The organism is Haloterrigena sp. KLK7 (assembly GCF_037914945.1).
In the GTDB taxonomy this organism is placed as follows: Archaea; Halobacteriota; Halobacteria; order Halobacteriales; family Natrialbaceae; genus Haloterrigena; species Haloterrigena salinisoli.
In genome coordinates this window covers 1-25,918 of the sequence record NZ_CP149788.1, presented here as the reverse complement: position 1 = coordinate 25,918, position 25,918 = coordinate 1, and the positions used below count along the sequence as shown (strand labels likewise).

Annotated in this window: 25 protein-coding genes; 12 read left to right on the top strand and 13 right to left on the bottom strand. The window is 57.8% G+C overall.

Going from position 1 to position 25,918, the window contains the following annotated elements; genetic code table 11:
- Window positions 1–154: 154 nt before the first annotated feature.
- Complete coding sequence (locus WD430_RS19100) at window positions 155–1,504, top strand: SGNH/GDSL hydrolase family protein (protein ID WP_339106033.1); 1,350 nt, start codon at window positions 155–157, stop codon at window positions 1,502–1,504.
- 880 nt (window positions 1,505–2,384) lie between these two features.
- On the opposite strand, the gene WD430_RS19095 is transcribed toward WD430_RS19100, so the two are convergent.
- The 4 genes from WD430_RS19095 to WD430_RS19080 form a co-directional block, all read right to left on the bottom strand.
- Window positions 2,385–3,365, bottom strand: coding sequence for a sulfite exporter TauE/SafE family protein (locus tag WD430_RS19095; RefSeq protein WP_339106032.1), 981 nt, complete (start codon window positions 3,363–3,365; stop codon window positions 2,385–2,387).
- A 2-nt stretch (window positions 3,366–3,367) separates the two neighbouring features.
- Window positions 3,368–3,610, bottom strand: coding sequence for a hypothetical protein (locus WD430_RS19090; protein WP_339106176.1), 243 nt, complete (start codon window positions 3,608–3,610; stop codon window positions 3,368–3,370).
- Window positions 3,603–5,090: an FAD-binding oxidoreductase gene (locus tag WD430_RS19085; protein WP_339106160.1), complete on the bottom strand. Its 1,488-nt coding sequence runs from the start codon at window positions 5,088–5,090 to the stop codon at window positions 3,603–3,605. The genes WD430_RS19090 and WD430_RS19085 overlap by 8 nt, the downstream gene beginning before the upstream one ends.
- Window positions 5,091–5,263: 173 nt before the next feature.
- A complete protein-coding gene (locus WD430_RS19080; protein WP_339106175.1) occupies window positions 5,264–5,410 on the bottom strand; it encodes a hypothetical protein in 147 nt (48 codons plus the stop codon).
- Between WD430_RS19080 and WD430_RS19075 the strand changes: the two genes are divergently transcribed.
- Window positions 5,354–6,151 carry a transcriptional regulator gene (locus WD430_RS19075; RefSeq protein WP_339106159.1) on the top strand — a complete coding sequence of 266 codons (798 nt, stop codon included), beginning with the start codon at window positions 5,354–5,356 and terminating at the stop codon, window positions 6,149–6,151. The genes WD430_RS19080 and WD430_RS19075 overlap by 57 nt on opposite strands.
- A gap of 550 nt (window positions 6,152–6,701) precedes the next feature.
- Here the strand turns inward: WD430_RS19075 and WD430_RS19070 are convergent.
- The gene (locus WD430_RS19070) at window positions 6,702–7,433 is read right to left on the bottom strand and encodes a PspA/IM30 family protein (protein ID WP_339106031.1); all 732 of its coding nucleotides are present in this window, start codon (window positions 7,431–7,433) and stop codon (window positions 6,702–6,704) included.
- Window positions 7,434–7,968: 535 nt separating this feature from the next.
- Here WD430_RS19070 and WD430_RS19065 point away from each other — a divergent pair.
- A complete protein-coding gene (locus WD430_RS19065) occupies window positions 7,969–8,838 on the top strand; it encodes a hypothetical protein (RefSeq protein WP_339106030.1) in 870 nt (289 codons plus the stop codon).
- A gap of 527 nt (window positions 8,839–9,365) precedes the next feature.
- On the opposite strand, the gene WD430_RS19060 is transcribed toward WD430_RS19065, so the two are convergent.
- On the bottom strand, window positions 9,366–9,437 hold the full coding sequence (locus WD430_RS19060) for a hypothetical protein (protein WP_339106158.1): 72 nt from the start codon (window positions 9,435–9,437) through the stop codon (window positions 9,366–9,368).
- Window positions 9,438–9,717: 280 nt separating this feature from the next.
- Here WD430_RS19060 and WD430_RS19055 point away from each other — a divergent pair, with 280 nt between their 5' ends.
- The gene (locus tag WD430_RS19055; RefSeq protein WP_339106029.1) at window positions 9,718–10,551 is read left to right on the top strand and encodes an alpha/beta hydrolase; all 834 of its coding nucleotides are present in this window, start codon (window positions 9,718–9,720) and stop codon (window positions 10,549–10,551) included.
- A gap of 14 nt (window positions 10,552–10,565) precedes the next feature.
- Here WD430_RS19055 and WD430_RS19050 read toward each other — a convergent pair whose 3' ends face one another.
- The gene (locus tag WD430_RS19050; protein WP_339106028.1) at window positions 10,566–11,471 is read right to left on the bottom strand and encodes a helix-turn-helix domain-containing protein; all 906 of its coding nucleotides are present in this window, start codon (window positions 11,469–11,471) and stop codon (window positions 10,566–10,568) included.
- 167 nt (window positions 11,472–11,638) lie between these two features.
- Here WD430_RS19050 and WD430_RS19045 point away from each other — a divergent pair, with 167 nt between their 5' ends.
- The gene (locus tag WD430_RS19045; protein ID WP_339106027.1) at window positions 11,639–12,721 is read left to right on the top strand and encodes a methyltransferase domain-containing protein; all 1,083 of its coding nucleotides are present in this window, start codon (window positions 11,639–11,641) and stop codon (window positions 12,719–12,721) included.
- A gap of 335 nt (window positions 12,722–13,056) precedes the next feature.
- Complete coding sequence (locus WD430_RS19040; RefSeq protein WP_339106026.1) at window positions 13,057–14,142, top strand: ATP-binding protein; 1,086 nt, start codon at window positions 13,057–13,059, stop codon at window positions 14,140–14,142.
- A gap of 274 nt (window positions 14,143–14,416) precedes the next feature.
- On the opposite strand, the gene WD430_RS19035 is transcribed toward WD430_RS19040, so the two are convergent.
- On the bottom strand, window positions 14,417–15,487 hold the full coding sequence (locus tag WD430_RS19035; protein ID WP_339106025.1) for a polysaccharide deacetylase family protein: 1,071 nt from the start codon (window positions 15,485–15,487) through the stop codon (window positions 14,417–14,419).
- A 281-nt stretch (window positions 15,488–15,768) separates the two neighbouring features.
- Here WD430_RS19035 and WD430_RS19030 point away from each other — a divergent pair, with 281 nt between their 5' ends.
- The 4 genes from WD430_RS19030 (at window position 15,769) to WD430_RS19015 (ending at window position 20,392) form a co-directional block, all read left to right on the top strand.
- Complete coding sequence (locus WD430_RS19030; RefSeq protein WP_339106024.1) at window positions 15,769–17,301, top strand: hypothetical protein; 1,533 nt, start codon at window positions 15,769–15,771, stop codon at window positions 17,299–17,301.
- 318 nt (window positions 17,302–17,619) lie between these two features.
- Window positions 17,620–19,116 (top strand): sodium:solute symporter family protein, encoded by a 1,497-nt coding sequence (locus WD430_RS19025; RefSeq protein WP_339106023.1) that lies wholly within the window; start codon window positions 17,620–17,622, stop codon window positions 19,114–19,116.
- 167 nt (window positions 19,117–19,283) lie between these two features.
- Entirely contained in the window at window positions 19,284–19,634 is a 351-nt protein-coding gene (locus WD430_RS19020; RefSeq protein WP_339106022.1) for a helix-turn-helix domain-containing protein, read from the top strand.
- Window positions 19,631–20,392, top strand: a complete 762-nt coding sequence (locus WD430_RS19015; protein WP_339106021.1) for an MBL fold metallo-hydrolase — start codon at window positions 19,631–19,633, stop codon at window positions 20,390–20,392. Before WD430_RS19020 ends, WD430_RS19015 begins: the two co-directional genes overlap by 4 nt.
- A 38-nt stretch (window positions 20,393–20,430) precedes the next feature.
- Here WD430_RS19015 and WD430_RS19010 read toward each other — a convergent pair whose 3' ends face one another.
- The 3 genes from WD430_RS19010 to WD430_RS19000 form a co-directional block, all read right to left on the bottom strand.
- Entirely contained in the window at window positions 20,431–20,763 is a 333-nt protein-coding gene (locus WD430_RS19010) for a HalOD1 output domain-containing protein (protein ID WP_339106020.1), read from the bottom strand.
- Between the two features lie 157 nt (window positions 20,764–20,920).
- A complete protein-coding gene (locus tag WD430_RS19005; protein WP_339106019.1) occupies window positions 20,921–21,325 on the bottom strand; it encodes a hypothetical protein in 405 nt (134 codons plus the stop codon).
- A 181-nt stretch (window positions 21,326–21,506) separates the two neighbouring features.
- The gene (locus WD430_RS19000; RefSeq protein WP_339106018.1) at window positions 21,507–21,830 is read right to left on the bottom strand and encodes a hypothetical protein; all 324 of its coding nucleotides are present in this window, start codon (window positions 21,828–21,830) and stop codon (window positions 21,507–21,509) included.
- A gap of 235 nt (window positions 21,831–22,065) precedes the next feature.
- On the opposite strand from WD430_RS19000, the gene WD430_RS18995 reads away from it, so the two are divergent.
- Together WD430_RS18995 and WD430_RS18990 are read left to right on the top strand one after the other, a co-directional pair.
- The gene (locus tag WD430_RS18995; protein ID WP_339106017.1) at window positions 22,066–23,220 is read left to right on the top strand and encodes a cobalamin-independent methionine synthase II family protein; all 1,155 of its coding nucleotides are present in this window, start codon (window positions 22,066–22,068) and stop codon (window positions 23,218–23,220) included.
- 232 nt (window positions 23,221–23,452) lie between these two features.
- A complete protein-coding gene (locus tag WD430_RS18990; protein ID WP_339106016.1) occupies window positions 23,453–23,773 on the top strand; it encodes a hypothetical protein in 321 nt (106 codons plus the stop codon).
- A 21-nt stretch (window positions 23,774–23,794) separates the two neighbouring features.
- Here WD430_RS18990 and WD430_RS18985 read toward each other — a convergent pair whose 3' ends face one another.
- On the bottom strand, window positions 23,795–24,286 hold the full coding sequence (locus WD430_RS18985) for a hypothetical protein (RefSeq protein ID WP_339106015.1): 492 nt from the start codon (window positions 24,284–24,286) through the stop codon (window positions 23,795–23,797).
- Window positions 24,283–25,158 carry a ParA family protein gene (locus WD430_RS18980; RefSeq protein ID WP_339106014.1) on the bottom strand — a complete coding sequence of 292 codons (876 nt, stop codon included), beginning with the start codon at window positions 25,156–25,158 and terminating at the stop codon, window positions 24,283–24,285. Before WD430_RS18980 ends, WD430_RS18985 begins: the two co-directional genes overlap by 4 nt.
- Window positions 25,159–25,918 lie beyond the last annotated feature (760 nt).

The window sequence follows — 25,918 nt, the reverse complement described above, 5'->3', positions numbered from 1 at the left end:
TCTGATAGATTAGGGTAGAAACTGAGCGAAGTTCTTCGAGTGTTTCTCTGATTGTACCCAGAACAGGTAGGTATACTATTACTAAATATCACCCACCGGTGATTTGGCGTGGAATGGTAGTACGAAACAATGTCCAGCAGGGTGGGTACGGACAATGACTGGGTCGACCCGACGCGAGACGTTGAAGTCGCTCGGTGCGGTCTCGGGGCTGGTACTCGGCGGCACCGGCGCCAATGTGCTGACCGGCGATTCGCCGACGGAGAACGGGACGCCACCGGGACGTTCCGGCACTGAGTTCGTGGGAACGTGGACGGCGAGCCCGATGGCACCGACCGACGAGGGACTCTCCCAGGAGGGATTCGAGGACGAGACGCTTCGGCTGATGGTCCGGACGAGTGTCGGAGGGAACGGCGTCCGTATCCGCCTGTCCAATACGTTCGGTGACGAACCGGTCACGTTCGACCGAGCGTCTGTGGGGATACGAGCCGAGTCCGGTAGTGCTGCGATCGAATCGGGGACGCTCCGACAACTGACATTCGGCGGTGATGCCGACGTGACGATCACGGCCGGGGGTCGCGTCTTGAGTGATCCAGTGGACCTGCACGTCGAACCGGAGCAGGACCTGGCGGTCACCCTCTACGCGGCGGAACCGACAGGTCCCGCAACCCTGCACCACCTCGGGACCAAGACGTCCTTCGTCTCGGAGAGCGGCGACCACACGGATGAGACCGGTGCCGACGCGTTCGCGACGGAGATCTCCCAGTGGTTCTATCTCGACGGAGTCGAGGTGATCGCACCGGAGACGAACGGCGCGATCGTCTGCCTAGGCAACTCGATCACCGACGGCTTCGAATCGACCCGCGACGCCAACGCGACCTATCCCGACTTCCTCGCCGAGCGAATCAACGAGAGCGAGAGCCTACAGAAATCGGTGTTGAACGCCGGTATTTCCGCTAACCGCGTGCTCAGTAGGGGCGTCGGTGAAAACGCTCTCGCCCGGTTCGACCGAGACGTTATCGCCCAGACGGGCGTGACCGACGTGCTCCTATTGGAGGGAATCAACGATATCGGAGCTGGGGCGAGTCCCGAAGTCGAAATGGTGACGGCCGAGGAACTAATCGACGGCTATCAGCAGCTCATCCGCCGGGCCCACGCGAAGGGCCTGCGCATCGTTGGCGGAACCCTGACGCCGATGAAAGATAACCCGTACTACACGCCTGAGAGCGAGGAGATTCGACAGACGGTCAACGAGTTCATACGGACGAGCGGCGCCTTCGATGGCGTCGTCGACTTCGACAAGGCCATCCGGGACCCCGATAATCCCGAGCGGATACTTCCGGAGTACAATAGCGGTGATAACATCCATCCGGGGGACGCGGGGTACGAGGCGATGGCAGAGGCGGTCGACCTCTCGCTGTTCCAGGGCCGCGGTCGCGGCCGAAACGGTGGAGAGAGGCGCGGCAAGAACGAGGGCCGCGGACGGAATCTTGGCAACGCGGACTGAAGGCGCCACGCGAGTCAGCCCGGCGGTGATCCAGCCGGCACAGCCAACGCGGTCGCTTCGTCCGCGTACTGTTGCCGTTCCACGGCAGGGTAAGTGGCGGAAATAGCCGCATCAAGACTGGTGTCCACGGCTAGGGCTGACTATAGGACCTGATCACTGCCCAACCGGGAGGTCAGCGGTCTACGAGAGGGTGCTCTCTTGCACGGGCGGCTGTAAGCGTGGTCTCGTTACTGGCTGGTCTCTCGTTCGCTAGGTCGGCGTAGGTCCCTGCTCGAGACAGGTTCCAGAGCGGTCTCCGAGGACACCATACGACAGCGTCGTCGCGATCCGAGAGCGAGTGCTGGACGAGCTGTATCTTCTCGAGGCGTCGCCGACCGAAGATGACGATCATCTCGACGTCGTCGTATTCGTAACAGTAGATAGTAGACAATTTCGTTATTTAGAACTTCCACTGACGCTGAATCGACTCATCCAATAACTATAGATGCCAACATTTTGCTCTGCGCTCCCTCGCTAGCGCTCGGTCGCTCGGCAAAATGTTGATTAAAAGCACTCCTCCCTCCCCGACATGTCGGTCGTTGGCCCGCCCGCTCACTGACTCGCGGCTTGCGCCGCTCGTCTTTCCGCGGCGCGAAGCGCCGCGCATCCGTTCGCGCGCGGTGAGTGAACACTGCTCCGCCTGTACTTACTGCGAGTTTCACGACTAACACTGAATAAAGAAACCGTACTACCAGCTGATAACACCTACGTAGCCGCGGGGATCACCTTCCCGGTTCACGAAGTGGTCCGAGGCCCACTCCATCCCAGTGAAGAATAATACTGCGAATGGCCTATTTCGAAATGGGCTAGTTTGGAATTGGCTATACCGATGGTTAGTGGGTCAGGGGTGACCCACGCTCTCGAGCTCCCTGAGCGCAGCGATCGACGTGCAGACGATCGCACCACTGACCAAGACCGCGGTTCCAAAGATGAGGACTAGACTCACGGTTTCAAACATCTCAACGCCATACACAGCACTCACCTGCTTACTTCCGGTAGCGACACTCCCTGAGAGCAGCATCACTGCGAAGTATCCCTTGCTGTCAGCCTCGTTGACCAGCCGCGTCGCACTCGCACCGATGCGAGCACCGAGCGCGCTCCCGCCGAGTAACGCGGCGACAACGGGAATATTGACGGCGTTCGACTGGGCGTAGACGAACGTCCCGAACGCACCCGAAACCGAGATCTGGAGGAGGCTAGTCCCAGCAGCGATTGCAGTGGGAATGCCGAACCCGGTGACCATGACGGGGAGCAGAAGGAATCCCCCACCGACGCCGAGACATCCGGAAAGAATGCCGATGACTAACCCAACAACGAGGATAACCCACACCGAGACGGTTACACCGCCAGGGAGCGACACCATCGGTGGGAGTTCGATGGCCTGAACCGTGGTAGCGACTCGGCCCGTTCCCACATCTGTCCCGTCAGTACGGGCATCTCGGAGGACAGAGAGGCCGACGGCACCGAGAAGTCCGACGTACACCACGCTGATGACGACGTCAGCGCTGCCGAGATCAGCAAGCAAGAACACGATCCGAGTGCCGATCTCGATACCGAACGTCATTCCGAGAATCATCACCGCCGCCAGTGTGTAGCTGACCTGGCCGTGATCGCGGTGTCTGAGCGCACCGATGACACCGGTGCCGAAGACGAACGCGAGTCCGCTCCCGACGGCCACCGGTGCCGGATATCCGACCACCAACAGCGCTGGCGTCACGAGGAACGACCCGCCCATCCCGAAGAAGCCGAAGAGAATGCCGATGAGCAGGCCGAATCCGACGAAGAGACCGATCATCGAGATACCGAGGCCGAGAAGTTCCATGATCAGGTGCTCACGAGGATTTTACGGGCGGCCGGGCTAGCCACCCGCGCCAACGCCCCGTATCCGACGTACAGCACGAGTGCCTCCGCCAGAACGAAACCAACTGTGGCAGCAGCCTGCTCGGACTCACCGAACACGGGAGCGACTAGCAGGATGCTCAGCGACACCGCTAGTAGACTCATCAGCACGATCCAGCCTGTCGGTACCTGCCAGACTGTCGTACATTCGGTGTCTAGATTACTCATGGCATTCCCCGCTGTCGACTCGAGCGTTTTCGGACGGCGCGATGTTCTGATTGAGGCGGAACAGGTTCGTCGGGTCGTACTCGTCCTTGAGCGCGACCAACCGCTCGTACGCCGGTCCGAACGTGGACCGCATCATGTCGTCGCCCTCCTCGAGGAAGCCCGGGAAGTTCAGGTACACCGAGCCGTCCGAGAACTGGCGCATGTCCTCGAGACAGTCGCGCACCCACTCGACGTTGACGTCGTCGTCCTCCGGGCGTACCCAGTTCGCTTCGACGCCCAGCAGGAAGGGCGCGTGTCGCCCCGCGAACGCGCTGTCCTCGACGCCGACCCGAGCGATTGCGCCACCTAACTGCCAGACGTCCACCGTCGAGAGCGGTGACGGCGCCACATCGGACCAGTAGACGATTCGATCGATGGCGGACGCCGAGAGGCCCTCGAGGTACAGCGACTTCCAGTAGTAGCGCATCCCGTCGGGGTAGTCCTCGTCGAAGAGTCGCTGGAGCTCGACGTACGGCATCGGTCCGCTGAAGTCGGCGATCGGCTCGGCGATCTCTCGCAAGGGCGCCAGTGCGCGCTCGCCGTCCGCGACCGAGCCCGCGTAACAGCCCGCGATTGCGATCTTGAGTTCGTCCACCGTGTCCGTCGGGAAGAGGTCCTCGTCGGGCATCACACCGGACAGAGTGAGCAAGCTGACTTCCGGGGGCGCATCCGCGACGTAGTCGCGGTAGGCTTCCAATACCTCGACCGTTCGGTCACCCGAATAGAACACGAGGCAAATCGCCACGTCCGGGCCGACCGGGTGGAGGTCGAACTCGAAGTCGGTGACCACTCCGAAGTTGCCGCCGCCGCGGAGTCCCCAGAGGAGGTCCGGGTTCTTGTCCTCGCTGGCGGTCAGGTAATCACCGTCCGCCGTGACCAGAGTTACGGATACGAGGTTGTCACAGGTCAAGCCGTACTTGCAGCGGAGATGACCGATGCCGCCACCGAGCGTCAATCCCGCGACCCCTGTCTCCGAGACGGCCCCACCAGGCGTTGCCAGCCCGAAGGCTTGGGTTTCGTGGTCCACGTCCGCCCATGTAGCACCAGACTGAACCCGCGCCGTCCGTGCGTCAGGGTCTACCCACACGCCCCTCATCTCGGAGAGATCGATCACGAGCCCGTCGTCGCAGACGGCGGTTCCGGCGACGTTATGGCCACCACCACGTACCGCGACCAAGAGATCGTATTCGCGCGCGAAGTCCACCGCGCTGATGACGTCTCCGACGCCTCGACATCGGGCAATCAGGGCCGGATGCCTGTCGATCATCCCGTTCCACACCGAGCGCGCGTCGTCGTAGTCAGCGTCCGCAGAACGGCTATGCCGTTCTGATGGGCTCGAGGGAGCGCCGCTCTTTCGAACGTCACCGGCACGGATCAGATCGCCGTGGAATTCTGCTTCGAACCGTTCGATCCGTTCGATTGGGATAGCTTGTTGTACCATATAGAAGTGGACGCCAGCACGGGTGTTGGCCTCACCCATCGAGTAGGATTCGGCGTCGAGAGCACCGTTTCAGGCAGTGAGACGAATTCCGGAGCGCGTACGGGCTAGAGTTACTACCAGTGACAACTATTGTCTAGCAAGTGAGTCACATGGTTCCTGACCAAGACGACCGATTAGATGACGATGGCCGTCCGCCACCCGGATCGCCGGTTCTGGAGGCGATCCTGGAAAACGAACGGAACCGCCGCTATCTCGGCGAGCGTCTGGACGCCGCGGGCGATCGCGTCGATACGGATCTGCTCGGCGACATCGTCCGGCACGGTCCGATCCTCGAAGTACTGTTAGAGGAACCGCTCGATCGCCGGGAAATCGAAGCGCGCCTCGACGTCTCGCGGGCGACGAGTCACCGCTACACGCAGTGGCTCGACGAGCGGGGATTCGTCGAGAAGGAAAATGGCCGATTTCAGTTGACCTGGCGCGGCACAGTCATCGCCGAGGAGGCCCTCCGGTTCGAGGCGAACGTGCGGACCGCACACAGGATGACGCCGCTTCTGGATGCAGTCTGTGAGGATCACCGTGACTTCGTCCTCGAACCGTTCGTGGACGCGACAATCACTGTCGCGAAACCGGACGATCCCTACAAGCCCATCGAGCGGTTCATCGCGCTCGTCAGTGAGTCCGACACCTTCCGGGGATTCAATACGACGCACATGGCTCCGCTGATCCTCGGTGAGTTTCACCAGCAAGTGTTCGAGGAAACCGGCACCGAAATCATCTACCTCCCGCATATCGTCGAGAAACTCTTCGAGACGTACCCCGAACGTGCCCAAGAAGCGATCGATAGTGGGCATCTAGCCCTCCGGACGCGCGATGAACTGCCGTACGGGCTCGCGCTCTTCGACGACCGCGTTGGAATCGGTGGGTACGACGACGAGACGGGCCTGATGCAGGTGTTCGTCGATACGGACGCACCGATCGCATGGGAGTGGGCCGAGCGCGTCTACGCGTCAGTGAGAGCCGATTCCAGTCCACTCGACGCGAAGCCAGATCTGAGTCAGTGATACGGCACTCGATGTGACGGAAACGATTGACGACGGAATCTATGATCGGCGAGACCGCTACCTCGAAGAAGCCGAAACCGGGATGGTAGCATAATCACGATTTGCTCAGCCTCTCGGGTCAAGGTCAACGCCTAGGCAACCCTGACCGACACCGGAAGGGAATACTCCACCCGGTGGCCGGTAAGAGAGCATGTGGTGACTCCTTACCTCGGTGGGTGCGGTGGGTGCCGTGCTGATTTCTTACCGGCATATCTTGGTACCTAGTACCACAGAATAATTCTACTACTTGCATGAGACTATGACACTCAGCACGATACTATGAAGAACCGTGTACTATTACGGTTTGGCCTATTTCGAGATCGGTCGTGTATGTCCAGAGTGTCTGTAAACGCGGTTTCTCAGACGGACTTTTAGGCAGCAATGATATGCTGAATGTAAATTACGAGTAGCTGAGGGCTGAATACGATGCGCAGTCCAGACGAAGAAGTTACCAGAACGGGCATCTACAAATCAGATAGATGCCAGGACCAGTATCCTGAATATAGAGTATCTATTCAGCAAGGTGATCCGTCTGGGACTCCACGTCTCGTCCCAGTTGGACTTTCAGATCCTCGAGTTCCTGTTCGATTCTGTTATCGGTCGAGAGACGCTCCAGTTCGCGATCGATCTCGTCGCCTTCGGCGAGTATATCGTCGAGTGCGCCGGTCTCCTCCAGTTCCTCGAGGGCGGCCGCCCGCGCTTCCATCTGTTCGGTGCGTTCGGTCGCGCGTTCGATGGTGCGGTTCACGTCCGCTAGCTCACCGCCGACGCCGCTGAACGCCTCGGCAACGCGGGCGGAGGCCCGGGCGGCATCGTGGCGGGCCTTCAACACCTCCTTCTGTGTTCGGAAGCCCTCGATTCGCCCGCGGAGCGTGACTTGTCGTTCGACCATCTGGTCCTGCGTCGCTTGGAGACGCGCGATCTGTTCTTCCAGATCCGCGATCTGCTCGGTGGTCGTATGCTTCTTTTCGAGCGCACGCCTGGCCAGATCGTCTCGCTCTTGGCGGATCGCTTCACGGACCTGACCGTCGTGTTTCTCGACGTTCGATCGGAGGCGTGTGCGGTGCATTTCCAGGCGTTTCTTCTGGGTCGTTACTTCAGCGATTCCACGGTTGATCGCCTGCAACTCGTCGCGCAGCTGTTCGTACGAGTAGTCCAGTTCAGCCGAGGGATCGGAAACCCGGTTCAACAGCGCATTCGCCCACGACCGTACGGCGAACGAGAGCCGTCCGAAGAGGCTCACAGAACCCCCTCACTCTGACCAAGTTCGCGTGATCGATCGGTACCAACTATCGACATACGAGAACTACGAGAGAGATCCATTTAAGTGTTGGAGGAGGGTAGACGAGAGCCGCTACGACTACGTCCGCCTACTTTGGTTGCCGTATCAAGGCGTTGTTCGAGCTCAATATCGAGCAGGCGGGGAATGAACGGGTCGCCCTGTATTCACCATGACTCGCTGGACATCAGTGGAAACTGCCAGAAGCCTCAACGGTATGTCCGCACATGTAGTTACCGTTCAGTACAGGGAAAGTAGTTACCGAAGCAGCTATCGATCTATCCGAACTCTTCCAAAAGTCGCCTACTAAATATAGAGAAGGAGTCCATCACAACAGCAGCCCACAACTCATTTCTCCTTGCCGAACCCCACCGCTTCTTTGCCGTGGCGTCTTGACTTCACGAGCCACAACTAAGCAGCCCTCTGACTGTCCAGATAGCGACCGACTACAGCACCTTCAAAATATAAGGTTTATACTGGAGGTCTACCAGCATATATTGTGGTTGCGCCTGTCAAATTATCTGGGACGACAGCGCCAAGACAGGCTTTTGAGTCTGTGATCGCAATCGACGAAACCGGTATACACGAAGACAGGATACCGACTGTTGTAAGCGCCTCACTCATCGACAGGGAACAGTCAGTCCATATCGTGAAGGAACTTCTCAGTGCCGGTGCTGAGCCTTGGCTACAAAAATCGACAGACTTGGATACCGATGATATCTACAGGTTCTTCAGACAAACTGAGATACCGACCCGAGCGCGAGCAGCTTGGGGGTCACCTAATCGCGGCCAGCGGGCACTCATGGCTGTCGAGGCGATAAAAGAAGTCGTCCCAGCAGGGGTCTCACGCGACGGCGACATGACTAACTGTCTCGTCATACTGGATGGTCGTGTCTCAAACTTCGGGGGGAAACAGAATATCCTACGCTCTCGATCTGAGATACTTGACGACTACTTTGAGAACCAGAACAACGTCAGCATCGCTTTCGCCACACTTGAAAAAGGCGACAGAACATACCCTGAAGTCACTGTGGCGGATTGCGCCTGCAACGTATTTCGCCATCGAATAGAACAGGAGGAGGCAGTTGAACCAATAGACAACGTCCAGCGATTCGACAGTTCACGGTCTGTCCCGTCCGTTAATTTTGAGGACCGTGTTTATGAACTGGCTCCGAAAGGCGTCGCTCAGAAGAACACGTTTGAGTCGAAGGTGGCGGCGTGGCTGACAGGACACCGTCCATCAGAAGACGTACTCGGAGAGCTGTCACAGCGACAATTTGAGAATCTCGTGGAGAACCATATTGACGATGAAGATGTCTCTCAGTACGTTATCAACACCAGAAACCAACTGGGGAGTCAACAGGCGTGAGCCACTACCTCACTGCCCTTCCCAGGCCACGCACCACGGAACCGTGGTGTTGACCTGCTCCCGTGTTCATCTGGAATGTAGTACCCGTGCTACAAAAACATTCTGCTCTTAGAGCGGCCATGTAAATGTCTTGAGGGTCGGAGCAACCGTCCCCCTTGTGTCAATACCGATTTGATTCGCGTAGGTTGCCGTGCTGCATACGCGCTCCGTATCTCGCACGTCTGTCTGAACACCCCTTTGAGCGGGTAGAACTCTCGGTGCTCAGTCCGCATCTGCAGTGTACGGTTGGTTCACCGGTGTAACCGCGAAATAATCGATATCGTCGTGCCAAACCCATCCTCTGTATCGCGTACACCGCTTCTGACATCATCTCGGTAGTTCAGTGACTCTCTGCAAGATAGATAGTGCGAATGTGACAGACAATCTAATTCGATCTCCGAAAGTGGTGAACGCTCAGTAGATGTCTTGTCGGCGCCCGAGACGATGTCTGCGTAGTCGTTGATCTCGTCGATGTTGGAGTAGTTCCCTTAGAGGTGCTCGTGGCACTCGTGGAGCTGCCGCTCAAGGTCCTGATCGATAGTCGACACGCGGGCATAGATGGCCGCTTTTATCGATATCTATTCGTCACTCTCGATTTGCCGTAAAGACCCCCTCTACCTGACAGAGTAGTGGACAGGTATACCTTCTGGACAGCCGCTTGTGGGTTAGCTACTGATGGACTCCACTCCACGCAGAAACAGTGAGCGTTCTACCATAGCCTCGGTAGGCCACCGTATCGAGCAAGCCCTGGCGAGTCGTGCTTCCCGTTCAGACCGTGGGGATTTTTCACAAGATGACTCTATGTGATTGCGTCGCATAGATGACGAGGGTGAACCACCCATGGAAGAAGCAACACCACCAGACACGGGTGGTGACATGGAAACAGTCGCGTCCGCAGACGGGACGGAGATTGCCTTCGAGCGGACGGGAAGCGGGCCACCGCTCGTGCTCGTCCACGGGGGCGTCTGTGACCACAGATTCTGGGAGTTATCCGACGTTCGCGCCACCTTCGCGGACCACTTCACGGTCTACGCGATGGATTGTCGCGGTGTCGGTGAGAGCGGGGACGCAGACGAGTACGACCTGGAACGGGAGTTCGAAGACGTGGCTGCGATCGTCGAGGCGATCGACGAACCCGTAACCCTCCTCGGGCACTCATCGGGAGGACTCTTATCGCTCGAGGCGGCCCTGCGAACCGATAACCTACACAAACTCGTCCTGTACGAGCCACCCATTACGTTCGACGATCGGGAACTCTACTCCGAGGAGGTGCTCGCGGAAATGGAGCGGCTGCTGGACGACGGTGAAAACGAGCAGGTACTTGTCCTGTTCCTCCGAGAAATCGCTCAATCCACGCCGGAGGAAATCGACGCGCAACGCTCAGCCCCGGACTGGCAGGACCTCGTGGACGCGGCACACGTCTGGTCCCGCAGCGTAGCAGCGGTCGGCGAGTACGAGTTCAATGCAGCCAGGTTCGCCGATATGACGACGCCGACGTTGCTGTTGTCCGGCAGCGAGAGCCCTCCACTCTTGAAAGATGCGACGGCCCCGGTCAACGACGCGCTCCCGAACAGCCGGATCGTTACCTTCGATGGGCACGCACACGAGGCGATGCTCACCGGACCGGACCGCTTCCTCGAAGCGGTACTTAGATTCATCCGTGAAGAGAACTAACGACTGGCGATTGGTTACCGATCCCCCGAGTTGTCGAACGGAGTCGAGTCGGCCTTGATCGACGCGTAGACCCGTTCAGCCCACTCACGGGCGAGGGGTGAGTCCGTATCGACGAACGCCTGCATCAGGCCCGTCTCGTCGTCGTACCCACCGATCCCGACGCGTTCATCGAAGAGCGCGAGTCCATAGGGCAATTTCTCGCGGGTTCGGAGGGTAAACTGCCCGCGGTCGATCGCCTCGCCCGTTCGGGCCGGGTACGTGTCCGATAGTTTCTCGACGATGTGGGGTGGGTGAATGATCTCGCTTTCAGTGGCATCGAATATCTGGTGGTAGAACTCACCGAGACTCAACGGTGCCATGTGTGTCGTATTGAATCCCCGGAACGTCTCCGACTCGCTCACGAGCGAGATGAATCGTTCGATTGGTCGGTAGGGATCCTCCGGTTCCGCGACGGTGACGGTCGCGTCGACCATCGGTTCGATGGCGAACTCCGCGTGGTGCGGACAGATCATGTCCAATAGCGGCCCCATCCGATGGACGGCGCTCACGTTCGCCTCGAACCGGAGCACCTCGTCGGTGACTGCCTCGCCGTGTCCCGTCAACTGGAACCGACTATCGACTTTCTCGACGAACCCCTGTTCGTCGAGCCACTTCGTCAGGCGGTGACTCGTCGCCCGCGAGACGTCGAGGCGCGCTTCGATCTCCCGACGGTCCAGGGGCTCCTCGCGGAGCGCTTCGAGGACTGGGCCGTGCCGGACGATATCACCGAGCCGGGCCGTGTCGATGCGGGAACCGGCCGCGTCCATGCGCTTGCCGAGATACTTCTGGTTCCGCGCGTTCTGCAGGACGGCCTCCAGAATCGGTGATGCAGGCGGTTTGAATACAAGGTCGGATGTTCTGTCATCTTCAGGGGGATGCATGCCATTCACTGTCGTGATATACGATGGCACAGGTAGTAATGTTATCCCGTGCGATCACGATTCGGTTCACACCCTGAAACGTTCACTCACGTCCTGAAACGGCGTTCAGTCGGTCAGACACTATCTCCGTAGATGAGGCCAATATGTCTGCCGTACACAGTCCTAGCATGGCATCACCGACTCTCGCCGACGAACCGATCGATGAAGAAAAATTAGACGAACTCGTCGGAATGGCCGTCACCGAGCTCGGAGCGGCGTATTACGCGCCGCTGCTCGTCATCGGCGACAGGCTCGGTCTCTACGAAGCGTTGGCCAACGGCGGACCACTCACGCCCGGCGAGTTGGCCGAGCGGACCGACACCGTGGAGCCGTACGTCACCGAGTGGCTCGCCGCTGGAGCGGCTGGCGGGTACGTCACCTACGATTCCGAGACGGAGCGCTACAGCCTCACTCCAGAACAGACGGCACTGCTGGCCGACGAAGACAGCCCCGCGTTCCTCGCCGGTGGGTTCCAGGGGTTGATGGGCTATCAGAAACGCCTCTCGGAGCTCGAGGCCGACTTCCGAACCGGTGAGGGCATCGGCTGGCACGAGCAAGATGAAGACGTGTGCCGTGGCACGGAGCGCTTCTACCGGCCCAGTTACGAGACGAATCTCGTCGACGAGTGGATCCCCGAGATCGACGGAATAGACGAGAGGCTCACGGCGGGCGCGCGCGTCGCAGATGTGGGATGTGGTCACGGTGCATCGACGATCATCATGGCCGAGGCCTACCCCGATTCGGAGTTCGTCGCCATCGATTACCACGATCACTCGATCGAAGTGGCCCGCGAGCGAGCCAAAGAAGCCGGTGTTGCAGACCGTATCAGCTTCGAGGTGGCGACGGCGACGGAGTATGACGGGACCGACTACGACCTCGTGATGATGTTCGACGCGTATCACGACATGGGTGATCCGGTCGGCGTGGCGTCACACGTCCGGGAGACGCTCACCGACGACGGGGTGTGGATGTTGATCGAGCCCTTCGCCGACGATCGAGTCGAGGACAACCTGAATCCGATCGGCAGGGCGTTCTACTGCGCCTCGACGATGGCCTGCGTCCCGAATTCGCTCGGCCAGGGGGGCGACCCCGTCTTGGGAGCACAGGCTGGCGAAGCGCGTCTCCGTGAGGTGATCACTGCGGGCGGATTCACGAGCGTCCGCCGGGCGACCGAGACGCCGTTCAACCTCGTACTCGAAGCCAGGCCGTGATGATTAACTCCGCCCCAGCTGGACGCGAGTCTCGATGGGACACATCCCCTATGCGACTACCGAAGGCTCGCCCATTCAGGCGTCAAGCGGCGAAATTCGGGCGTCTGAAAGGGGGGGGGGGCAATTCTAGTGAACTCTCCATGGGTCTCTTGGACAAGTCAAATAGCGGCGCGCTGAATACAGCGGTTGCGTTCAGCACGATGGCCTCGTTTGTTTCACGACGAAACACCGGAACCAGCCGCTCAGTAGAAAACACGTATTGATTGCAGAGATTGTTTCGGCGTCTGCAACCAAAACAGGACCAACCTTATCCCCGTAGTCAACGGAAAACGAATATGAATGGCCGGGAGCCAGAGACTCTTATTCCAGCGGCTGTAGACACACTCCCGATTAACTTTGCAATCCTCGATGACGAAGGGATGATCCTGTATACAAATCACGCATGGCAGGAGTTCGGCGAAGCGAATGACATCGAACTTCGACCAGATACGATCGGAACCAACTATCTGACGATCACCAGACAAGCGGAGACGGAGACGGCACGAACGGCTGCCGCCGGGTTATCCGAGATTCTAACGGGCGAACGAGAGCTCTTCGAGTTCGAATACCCGTGCCACTCTCCCGACGAACAACGTTGGTTTCTCATGCGGGCGGCATCGTTCACTAACAGCGACCAGAGATACGTCGCTGTTGCCCATTTCGACATCACTGATCGGTATACGTATCAGCGTCGGTTAGAAGAGTCCAACGAGCGTCTCCAGCAGTTCGCCTACGTTGCCTCCCACGACCTGCAAGAGCCGTTACGGATGGTCACGAGCTACCTCCAGCTGCTCGAGCAGCGATATAGCGATGAGCTCGACGAAGACGCCAAAGAGTTCATCGAGTTCGCAGTTGACGGTGCCGAACGGATGGAGGCAATGATCGAGGGGCTGCTTGCGTACTCTAGAGTCGAAACGCAGGGACAGTCCTTCGATTCGGTCGATCTCGAGGCAGTACTGGACGATGTGTTGACGGACCTCCGTATCCGGATCGACGAAACTGGTGCCGATATCGCTGTTGAATCGCTACCGACTGTCAGCGGTGACGCCAGCCAACTCCGCCAACTCTTCCAGAACCTGCTGGAAAACGCGCTCCAGTACAGCGGCGAGCAGAAACCTCGAGTATCAATCTCTGCAATGCGTAACGAGGACGAGTGGGTAATTTCGGTCAGTGACAAGGGGATCGGTATCGATCAAGAAGATACAGACCGTGTTTTCGAGGTGTTCCAGCGACTCCATAGCCACGAGGAGTACGACGGGACAGGGATCGGCCTCGCACTCTGTCGACGAATTATCAAACGCCACGGGGGCGAGATCTGGGTCGACTCCGAACCCGGCGAGGGAGCGACGTTTTCGTTTACGCTTTCGGCACCCGATACGTGAACGCTTTTTGAGGATTACCCCCGCTATATTCGCGCTGTAAGTTCAGCAGGGAGAGTTCGAACTACCACAACTTCTGTTAGGTGTGATGTGACCGGCCCAGAGGATACGTTCAGCACCCAAATCTCAGTTCTTCCATTCGGTTCTCATCGAACCATCCGTGTACGTAATGATGGTTACGTCATCGTCCAGCGTGACGACAAACCTGCGAACCTCTCCGTTTCCGTGGGTGCAACCCCCAGTGGGGGAACCCCACGGCTTTAGCCGTGGGAGGATGTCAGTAAGCAGCTTTTCGGCTGATCGCATCTTCGAACGTGATCACTTCAATGCCGAGCTCGTCGCACCACTCAAGTGTTTCCGCGATGCGATCCTGTGTCACTTCCTCACGATGGGTGTGGGCACCGAGAACGCCATATACATTCTCTTCAGCGATCTGTGTGAGGTCAGCATACACCTGATCTCGATCGACGTGTTCGGCAAAGTACGCTCGGTTCGTGTCGAATGGATCAAACGGGATATCGTTCACTGGTGTACCGGGATTCACATTCAACACGCCCTCGTAGTACTCTCGGACGATATCGAGGTGCCGATCATCGATGACATCGTGCGGGGCTAAAAACGTCGTCGGGCTGAATTCTGCTAACGCCTTCTTCGAATCAGCGAGCTGACTGCGGACGAATGGTTCCGTATACCGCTCGACTGTCTCTTCAGCGGTGAACGAGGTATCGATCGGCTCGTCAAGCTCTAAGTAGCGCCCAATATCGTCGTCATCCGACTCAACGACCGTCCGTTGTACGAGCTTCTCACCATCAGTGACTTCAATTGGATCCCCCAGCAAGAACCCGTGCTGACCTCGTCCTTCGGGGTAGATACGGTCATCGCCCGGTGACACGTCCTCAACGAGGTTGAACGAGGTGACCGCTACATGGGTGGCTGTGTGGGACGCAATTTCCCAGCCGGCATCAGCGAGTCTCGTCACCTCGTCAGCATTCATCCACCGCTCGTCGTTCCCTCTCATCCACTCGGAGACGATGCCGACTGTCGCTGGCGCGTCATACGTCTCATGTGCCGGAAATGCTTGTTCTAGATCGTCGTTCGGTCCATCGTCATAGATGAATGTGACCGCCCCATTCTCGAACCACTCATCTTCTCCTCCATTTTTCGACGCGCCACCATCATCATTGTTGACTTGATCGGAGTCAGTTTTGTCGGAAGAAGATACGGACTCATTTTCAGTCTCGCCATTCTCACTAGCGTCAGAACGAAAACACCCAGCTATACTGGCGATTCCGAGGGTCGCAGTCCCCCGCAGAACTGTTCTCCGCCCCACCGAATTAGAGTTATCCATATGTCCATACCAGTTTACATTTGCCCTCATAAATTTTGCGTCTGACAACCGACTACTAAATTCCATTAGCTACCCCCGAAAATAAGAATCGCAGACGCTCGTGAGAAGGCATCGAGTGGTCCGCTAATGACGTTGATCGAGAGGGCGATATCTACTGGACCTAATCGGTACCTACTATGGTCATCTCCAGTTGCAGTTTTTCAAATACACGGTAGACAGACAATTCTGTTCGTAATAGAGTAAATAACAGAATAATCTCTTCTCATCGATTAAATCGCGTCATGGCAGAAAATCACGAGAACCACGACGAAATGAAGCGGCGAGGCTACCTCAAAGGAATCGCAGCGACTGGACTCAGCGTCGGCGCGCTCGGTGCGGCGACCGGCAGCACGCACGCGGACTCAGACGAGACTCACGACGTCAACGGTGACTGCGTGTACCTAATCTTCGGGGCCGATGCATCGGAGGACGAGCTCGACTCATGGGTCGGTGATCACAAAGACACGATCGCCGCAGGATCACAGGACTCCACCGCACAGGTCATCCAGTACCAGGACGTTTCCCAGCTCAACGTCAATCAGCAGGGCAACGCCGTCAGTATTGCCCTCGACGGCGGCGAGGCGACGGCGAGTCAGCAGACCGACCAGAACAACAGCAACACTCAGGATGGGAGCGCCAAGTCGGTAAACGTCGATGAGGTGACGAACAGCGAGACGTTCACCAATGCCAGCAACGTATACGTCGTCTTCGCCGAAGAGACCGAATGTCGGAAGTTCAACGGCTGGGTTGTTAGCGAGGATACCTACCAGAGCGAGCAGTCCGCTCGAGCAACGATCGAGCAGACGCAGGAGGTCGACCAGTACAACTACAGCAGCCAGAGCACTGCCATCGCTATCGCTCACAATGGTAGCTGCGTCCGAGCGTATCAGCAAAGCGAACAGGCAAATGAGAACTACCAGCACGCCGAGGCCGCTGCGGTGAACATCGGTGACGCTGACAACCAAGACGCGGAGACATCAGTCGAACAGTCACAGGAGGTTTCGCAGCTCAATGTGAGCGAACAGGGTGTTGCCATCGCGATTGCCGTCGGCAGCGACAGTGTCGCGGAGGCGTATCAGGTGAGTTCCCAGTTCAACCATAACGAGCAAGTTGCCGACGCCACTGCGATCAACTTCGATTCGATGTCGGTCGACGAAGTCACTGCTAGCGCGAATATGGTCGGCGAGCTCTCGGACGAGAAGATGAACCGGTCGGACGACGGCTCGAGCCAGTCGAACACGCAGGACGCGTCCGCGGATATCACGCAGGTCCAGAGCGTCGGGCAGGAGAATATCAGCTTACAGAATGCCGCGGTCGCTGTCGGAATCAACGACAGCAACGCGACGGCTCGCCAGAAGAGCTACCAGGGGAACTTCAATGCACAGGTCGCATCGGCGGAGGGACTGAACGTTGAAGATTCCCACTGCAGCACGGCCGCAGCAGTAAGCGGGGAGGATACAAACGGCGACGAGTCGTGGGCGATCGCCTACGAAAACGGAGAGAACGAGACTGCACAACAAGTGGCTGCCGCCGAAGTGAACCAGCTACAGTTCGTCGAGCAATTGAACGTCAACGAACAGCACGGAGCGATTGCGTACGCTACTGACAACGGTGATGCAGTGGCGGAACAGCTGAACTTCCAGCTGAACGAAAATGTGCAGGTGGCCGAGGCGAGTGCTGTCAACGAAGACGCAGATGACGACGACGGGAAAGGCAAAAAGGGCGGGAAGAAAGAGAAGAAAAAGGACAAAGAAACCAACAAGAAATCCTGCTAGAAGATCCACGTCAGCGTCTGCTCACGGAGACGCTACTGTTACTATTCTTATCAGTTTATTCACCTAAAACGGTAAAATATTAGACGAGCGACTCGCGGACATCGATTGCGCATCCTCGAGATGCTCCCCACGCCCGCGGTAAGTATAGGTCGAGCAGACACCTGACTAGTTAGTCATCAATCTAGTGACTTCTAAAAGTACGTATTGTATAGCGGGAGTGTATTCACCATATAGACAGAAATTCCTCAAATTTTGTTTTATATATTGTGGAACAGTGAATATAATACGGTGGGCGTTATCGTATGCGACTAATACGAAATGATCGATCCGCTAGTCGCGGCGATGATCGGCTACTTTCTGCTCACTATCCTTATCGCCTGGTGGAGCGGACGAGGGGCGGGTGCGGGCTACGTCGAGTTTACGCTCGCCGGTAAGAACCTCGGCCTCATCCCCTTCACGATGACGTATTTCGCCACGTTCGTCGGTGGGGGCCTCACCATGGGAATCGCACAAAAAGCGTTCCTCGACGGCATCAGCGCCCAGTGGTATGCGATGACCCAGGGGATCGCCTGGATCACGATCTCGCTGGTAATCGGCTATCTCTACGCATTCGATGTCGTTAGTGTCCCAGAACTCTTGGGGCGTGTCTTCGGTTCTTCTACGAAATACTTCGCGGCTCTCGCTACGGTGATCGGACAAATCGCGTTGACGGCAGGACAGACGATCGGCATGGCGACTATCATCGCGACGGTCACCGAGATCCCGCTTAATGTAGCGTTCTGGATGAGTACTCTCGTCTTCGTCGGTATCACCGCCTGGGGTGGTATGAATTCGGTCGCGTGGGCGGATACACTCCATGGGATCATTATCATCGTCGGCATGGCTGTCGCGATACCGGTTGCGCTCGCAAACACCGGCGGCGTCAGCGCAGTCACCAGTGGTCTCCCGACAGGACATACCGACTGGTTCGGCGTCGGACTCATTCAAATCGGGACGTGGTATCTCCTGTACATCACCGTCGCCGGTGCACAGCAACACCTCCTCCAACGGACGTGGTCAGCGAAAGACGCTGACACTGCCAAGCGCGGCGTCTTTCTCGCCGGGCTCGTGATCACTGGCTACGGTATTCTGACCGCTACTGCGGGGCTGATCGCATACGCACAGGGCGCAGAGATCGATTCCTCGATGGCGTTCGCTTGGACGCTGCAAAATACCATGCATCCCGTTCTTGGCGGAATTCTGTTGGCCGCCGCTGTCGGAGCAGTGATGAGCGGGGCCGACTCGATGCTACTCGCCGGAGCAACTACCTTCGTAAACGACATCTATATCCCGTGGCGGGGAGGGATGGAGAACGTTTCTCAGATGCATCTCGTGCGGATCACGCGTCTGGTGATTCTGGCCTTCGGGATTGGTGCTGCGGTCATTGCGCTCAGTGGCGTCGAAATCGTCGTCATCGACAACCTCGGAATGGGCGTCATGTCGGTGTTGTTCGCAGGCGTACTCGCATTGTTCTGGCAGCATACCGATCGGCGAGCTGGCTTTCCTGGCCTTCTCGTCGGAGGGCTAGTCTTCGTCGTCTGGCAGTTTCTCCTCGGGGAACCCGAATTCTTCGGCGAGGGATCGGTCGAGGCGGCAGTTCCTGGAACGCTCGCTGCATTGTTCACGATCGCCATCCTCAGTTACACGTGGTACGGCAGTGAGACGTTCACAGTGGAAGAGATCCGGCACGCGGCGACACGTGACATGAACCGGTTCAGCCAGCAAGATCTGATATCGAGTGACACTGATACCGACACTCCGTCCACGGACGATTGAACGGCTATTCTTCGCGGATTGATTATGCGCTCGGAGCGCCGCGGCAACCAGTCTCGCTGGCGTTTCCTCGTCGACGATACGGTAGGCGGGATTCATGACGAAATCTGCAGAAATCGTCGAGATGGATCGTCCCTGTCTCTCACTGTCAAACGACTCGAGACGCCCCCGTGTCTACTCGGGACGGTCGCGTACAACTGAACCTCACGCCCGAACAGAAGTCGGCGTTCGAAGCCGCCATCGAACACGGATACTACGAAGTCCCACGACAGCGTTCGGTCACCGAGATCGCAGCCGAAGTTGGCGTCTCGAGTTCGACGTTCCACTACCGACTGAACCGGGCCGAGGTGTGGTTGGCTTACCAGTTCGCGGCGGATTCGGTAGCTGTCGACGCCGACACCGATATCGATCCCGAGGACATCGAGTTCAGACGGAGAGTGTACACCACACTCGGAACCGGTGCGGTTGAAATATTTCGAGTAAATCCTAACCCTCCGCTCGCCGAAGGATCTCTCGTATGACAACCGATTCCGACATCAGCGTCCATCTCGTTCGGAACGCCACCGTCCTCGCGACCATTGATGGGACGACGTTCCTCGTCGATCCGATGTTCACACCAAAAGGCGAGATGCCGACCGTGACGGATAACCCGGCGGTTCCTGAGTCCCTCACGACAGCAAACCAACGCAAGAATCCGCTCGTGGCGCTGCCTGACGTCGACCTATCGTACGACGCAGTGGTTGTCACCCACCGACATCCTGACCACTTCGACGAGGCGGCGAAAGAGGAACTCGACGCGGACGTCCCGTTGTTCTGTCAGCCCGAGGAAGCGGACGCCTTCGCCGACGAGGGGTTCACCGACGTACGGCCCGTTGACGACGAGGTATCCTTCGACGGCGTCACCATCCACCGGACGCCCGGTCGCCACGGCCACGGGGAGTTAGCTGAGGGGATGGGACCGGTCTCCGGATTCGTCTTCGAAGCCGACGAGACGCTATACCTCGCCGGCGACACGATCTGGTACGAGCCGGTTGCACAGACACTCGAGCAGTTCGATCCCGATATGGTCGTTCTCAACGGCGGCGAAGCACAGTTCGAACAGGGTGAACCCATCACGATGGGCGTCGAAGACGTCTCCGCCGTCCGTGACGCCACCGACGCCACAGTCGCCGTTGTTCACATGGAGGCCATCAATCACTGCTTGCTCTCTCGTGACGAACTGCGAGCGGAGACAGAGGACGTTCTCGTTCCCGAAGACGGAGAGCAGCTTTCCCTGTAAAACAGCTACGGAGAGACCGCTGATACGGTGATGTCAATTCACTCAAATATTGGCGATGGAGTGTCTGGTCCAGTTGGATCACAAACCCGTATTTGACCATCGTCGCGAACGAAAACGTTCCATCCATCAACGGTGAAAGCGAGGACTTGTTCTCCTGAGTAGGGAGCATTCGAATGGCACTCAAATAACTTGTTGAGTGCCTCCGTATCGATCGTCTCGTACAATGGCTCAAGCTCTTCTGGCTCGGTATCTGTCACCACTGCAATTGTTCTAATGACTGCATCAGAAGGGGTCATGTCGCTGTCCCTGTCAAAGTGGTGAACTCCTATCGGCGTACAATCACACTGTAACGATAGTTGGTCCTGATTCATTGGCGGTCCTACTCTAGTACTGGACTTCAGTTTAGGGGGTCGAATACCCAAAGAGCGATTTCATCTGTACTGATCACTACCGTTTTGTTCAGCCGTTCTAATTGACATTGATTTAGCCGACAGCTATGGATGTGAACGTACTGCAGACAAAACGTCATCACTCTCCGAAATACTCCTGTTGTTCCCGTTCAAGTCGCTGGCAGCCGATCACTAATGGCTCGGGAATGTCGGTCGAGGTTTCGTGCAACGCCTTGAATACGGTAGCGACTTGATCGAATCGAGATCCACGAGTTGCAGTTAACGGTTCTGTCTCCCAGTTAATGAACCCCCGATCAGCCAACATCGGTAAATGTTGGTGGTGCAACTCCTGGCGAAGCGCGTTAGGATCAGCAGGAACATTAGGATTTACCGCACTTTCTGGTAACGGAACTGATTGGTCTGATGGCGCATCTAATAACGAGACGATAAGTTGACGGCGCGGTTCTGCTGAAAGAGCCTTGAAAACGGAATTCCAACCCTCAATGATGCGCTGTCCATTTTCAATTCGAGCATCGAGTCCCATCTTACCAAATTAGTTGGCTTACCCCAATATAAATAGTCCCCCCAAACGATAGGAATAGGCGATAATATCTCTTATCGGTGTTCGAAATATGCTATTTTTCTTTGAACAGTGTAATAATTCTAATCATGACGATCACTTTGTCTGCGAATCGAACATACTCGAGTCCGCATCGCGCTCGGAATCAATCGTCTGAGTCGGGAGCCGACGATTGGTTGTCCGTCGGTTCAGGCTGCAACTGGCGAACGAGATTGAGATGCATCAGGTGGAGATGCATCCCGATCCCGTACAGGATGGTTCCCAGTCCGACGAACGTGAGCGGCATGAGTATCGACTCGACCGCCTGAGACGGACTGTCGAGATTCGCGGGAAGGACGACGATAACGGCCAACAGGAACGCACTGAGAATGATCAGTAATCCAGTCCGGACCGCACGAGAGTACCGTCCGACCTGTTGAATTCGTTCTTCGATCTCCTCTTGAGAGGGTGGTGCTGTCTCGCGAGCCATCACTTGGATTCATAGTGGCTGACGAGCGCCTTTAACGCTACACCAGCAACACACTGGCAAGAATTGTGTCGCGTATGGGGTCACTCGAGGCGATCGACTCGTCCGAGTCGACCGGCGGACTGATCGGGAGAGAGGACTCCGGCGAGATCGTCGACTCGGTTGCCACAGGCTTCATCGGCCATGTAATACCACCAGTTATATTATTGCCTCGAACTATTACTCTAGTGAGTACGCAATGACGAATACCGACAATCGGATCCGGACGACACACATCGGTAGCCTCCCGCGGCCCCCGGAGTTACTGGAACTGCTCAAGGATCGGCAGGACGGCGAGGACGTCGACGAAGACGAGTGGACCGCCACCGTCGCAGACGCCACGCGAAACGTCCTCGAGCGCCAGGCCGAGGCCGGACTGGACGTCGTCAACAACGGCGAGCAGCCTCGAGTTTCGTTCAATTGGTACGTCGCAGACCGACTGAGCGGGATCGACGGCAAGCGCGAGCAGGAACTGTGGGCGGACCTCCAGGAGTTCCCGGAGTATGCCGAGGAGACGTTCGAGACCGACGTCATCGACCTCGCGATGCAGCCCGTCGTCACCGGTCCCGTCGAGTACACCGGCCACGAGGAGGCCGAAGCCGAACTCGAGGAATTCCGCGATGCGCTCGAGACCGTCGATGCGGACTTCGAGGGGACGTTCATGACCTCGGCGTCGCCGAGCATCGTCGCGACCACCCACGTCGACGACCACTACGACTCGTACGAGGAGTTCCTCTTCGCCGTCGCGGACGCGATGCGCGAGGAGTACGAACTGATCGCGGAGACCGGGATGACCCTCCAGATCGACGCACCCGAACTCCTGACGATCGGGCAGACCGCGGCCTACGCGGACGAGTCCCTCGAGGACATCAGGGACGCCACGCGTCTCCACGTCGAGGCGCTCAACGAGGCCCTCGAGAACGTCCCCGCAGAGCAGGTCCGTCTCCACACCTGCTGGGGGAGCTACGAAGGACCCCACCACCTCGATACGGACCTGGTCGAGATGCTACCGGAGATCTACGAGGCCGACATCACGGGCCTGAGTATCGAACAGGCTAACCCCCGCCACCAGCACGAGTACCGCGCGTTCGCCGAGCAGCCGCTTCCGGACGGCTGGACGCTGATGCCCGGCGTCGTCGACGTGAAAACGAACATCATCGACCACCCGGAGACGATCGCGGACCGCCTCGAGCGCGTCGCCGACGCGGTCGACGATTCGACGCCGCTAGTCGCCGCGCCCGACTGCGGATTCGGTACGCAGGCTGGCCTCGGAATGGTCGATCCCGAGATTGCGTGGGCCAAACTCGAAGCACTCGTCGAGGGCGCCGAGATCGCGACCGAGCGCGTCTGCTGATTGCCGTCAGTCTCAGTGATCTAATTTTCTCTCCGCTTGGTGCGAGGAGACCGTAGCCGAACAATGATCGAGACTCGGGGATTGAGTACTGGATACGACCGTTCTACTGGAGGCGACCGAGCACAGATCCTCGAGAGAGCAAAATTGCGCTCGAAATGGGATGGGTCGCGTTGTCGGTTCATACTGGCAGTTTCGCGCGGGCATACTACGTCAGCGGATAGCTTGAACTGAGGTGGGAACGGACGAACGTGGGAGAGAGAATGCCGGCGGAAGAACCGTACCCGAGAAGGGCGAAGAGGTCGGCATGCTGGACGCCGACGATCTCCGCTCCATCGACGAAACGATCCTCGACTACCTCGCGGACGGTCGCGTCACGCCCGTCTACTGTCAGAAGCGATTGGAGGACGAGAACCTGAAGTTCACTCGAGGGTATGTCCACGAGCGGCTCGCTCGACTCAGCGAACACGACCACGTCCGTAACCTGTACGAGACCGGCCTCTACGAGTTAGTCGATGATCCTCGAGAGAGCGAGGGTGAGGTCTCTAAAAGTTAGTGTAGTGAGAATATCGAGACGCTACTCGAAATCGTATCCCCACTCGCGAAGCTGATCGGCGACCTCGTCGATCCGCTCGAGGCCGACGACTAGTGCGGCTTCGCGGAGATCGGCCTTCTTGACCGACTCACCGAGCACTTCCTCGACGTCCAGCCGCGCGTCCCGCTCGCGGTCGAGGGAGGACTTCTGAAGGTGCAGTTGAACGGTCTTCTTCCGACCGTCCGTGATACTGTTGCGCTCGTAGATCCACGGCAAGCCGCTGCTAGCCGTCGTCGGTTCGCTGTCCGCCGATGACTCGCTGTCGGCAGTCGATTCGCCGTCCGTCGCCGTTTCACTGTCTGTCTCTCGAGACTGTTCGTGACCGGCGGTCTCCGCGGGCTCGGACTCGTCTCGGGATGCCGTCTCGGTCGACTCAGTTTCCGACGCTGACGTGGCGGTCTCGGGCTCGTCATCGTCACCGCTATCGTCACTGAACGGATCGTCGGCGCTCGCGCCGCTCTTGAATCCGGTCATGCTGTCACCTCTTCTTCGAGCGCACCGGGCTCAGGCGGGTTCGGGGCTTCGATTCCGCGCTGCTCCTCGAGATAGCGGGCGAGGCGATCGAGCTGTGCGAGCGTCTCGAGTTCGTGATCCCGCGGGTAGTCGCGGTGCTCGCGCTGGTACTCGAACGCCGAACACTGCTGCTTCCAGCAGCCTTCCATCAGCGCCGTTCGATCACCGATCACTTCTGGCGTCGGGAACGCGATCTCGTCGAGCAGTTCCATCTGGTCGTTCGTTCCCTTGAATCCGTTCGGCACCGCGGCGAGGACGCCCACTTCGATGCCCATTTGATCGGCGAAGTTCGTCGCGAGCTGCTGGAGGCCGTCGACCGACGCTTCCCCCTTCGCGGAGGGCTCGACCGGGATCACGAGATTCCGCGTCGCGTAAATCGCATTGTAGAGGTGATCCGACTCGGTCGCTGGCGGGTCACAGATCAGGACGTCGTACTTCTCGCCGACGTCACCTTCCTGGAGAACGCGCTGGAGTTGGGCGTAAATATTATACGCGTCTCCGAGTTTCTCGGCCTGTTGTTTTTCGCGGGCGAGGAAATCGGGGAGATCCGAGAGCAGGTTGTGTTCTGGAATGATATCGATTCCCTCGGCGGATCGAATCAGATCATCGAACGACCCTCGGGGACTGCCGACCATGTGGCGAACGAGATTGTCGGCTTCGTGATCGGCGCGGTCGTCGTCGACGCCGAGCAGTCGGCTGAGGTCGCCGTCCTGGGGATCCATCGGGACGACGAGGACGTCGAGCCCCGCTCGAGCGTGTGCAGCAGCGAGATTCGCTGTGAGCGAGGACTTCCCGACGCCTCCGGCTTCGCTGTAAACCGTGTACGAGAGCATAAGAAACGCTGATGTTCTGCTTTGATATGAATGTTCTCCATATAAGCTACCTAAGTACGGTAACTAAGTAAGGTACCTAAGATACATATCTTAGATAGCTATCCAAGAACCTTAAGCCAGTGTCTTCTACCCCAGCCATAGTTGGATTAGATAGCTATCACTGGTTGGTCCGACGAGAGGCGCGATACCTGTCTAAGGAGAGTGAGATATCTAAGAAACATAGATAAGTGTCTTAGATCGATATCCTTGACCTCATTCGTAGTCGCGTATGCTTGCTCGCAACGAGTGGAACCTTGAAAAGCGCATTATCTGACCACCCAAGCAAAAGATGAGGTCTATGTTTCTTAGATATGTATCTTAGCCACCGGAGGCACCGGTTTAGCGCTCGGGACCAGCACAGTTGGCAGACGAACCGGTAGTTTCGTCGGTCAACCATGCAGGTAGGCGTAGATCAATGCCGCCAGAGCAACTCAGCAGTTCGCGACTCGAAGCGGGAGAGACAGTGAGAGACAGACGCGGTCCGATGGACCGATTCCAATTCGCCTCACACGCGACTCGATGGTACTATCCGTATGGGAAGGACTAAACAGGTTACTCTGGATATGGGTTCTGTTTCAATCCAATTCACCAACAAAAGCCCTAAGAAACTAATCTAAGAATGTTGTCTAAGAGTCTGCGGATATTCGGGATCACCCAACGAAAGTATGAGAAGGTCGTGCGTCTATGTGACAACTTCCGCCAGTCCATGTCAGCAGTTGAG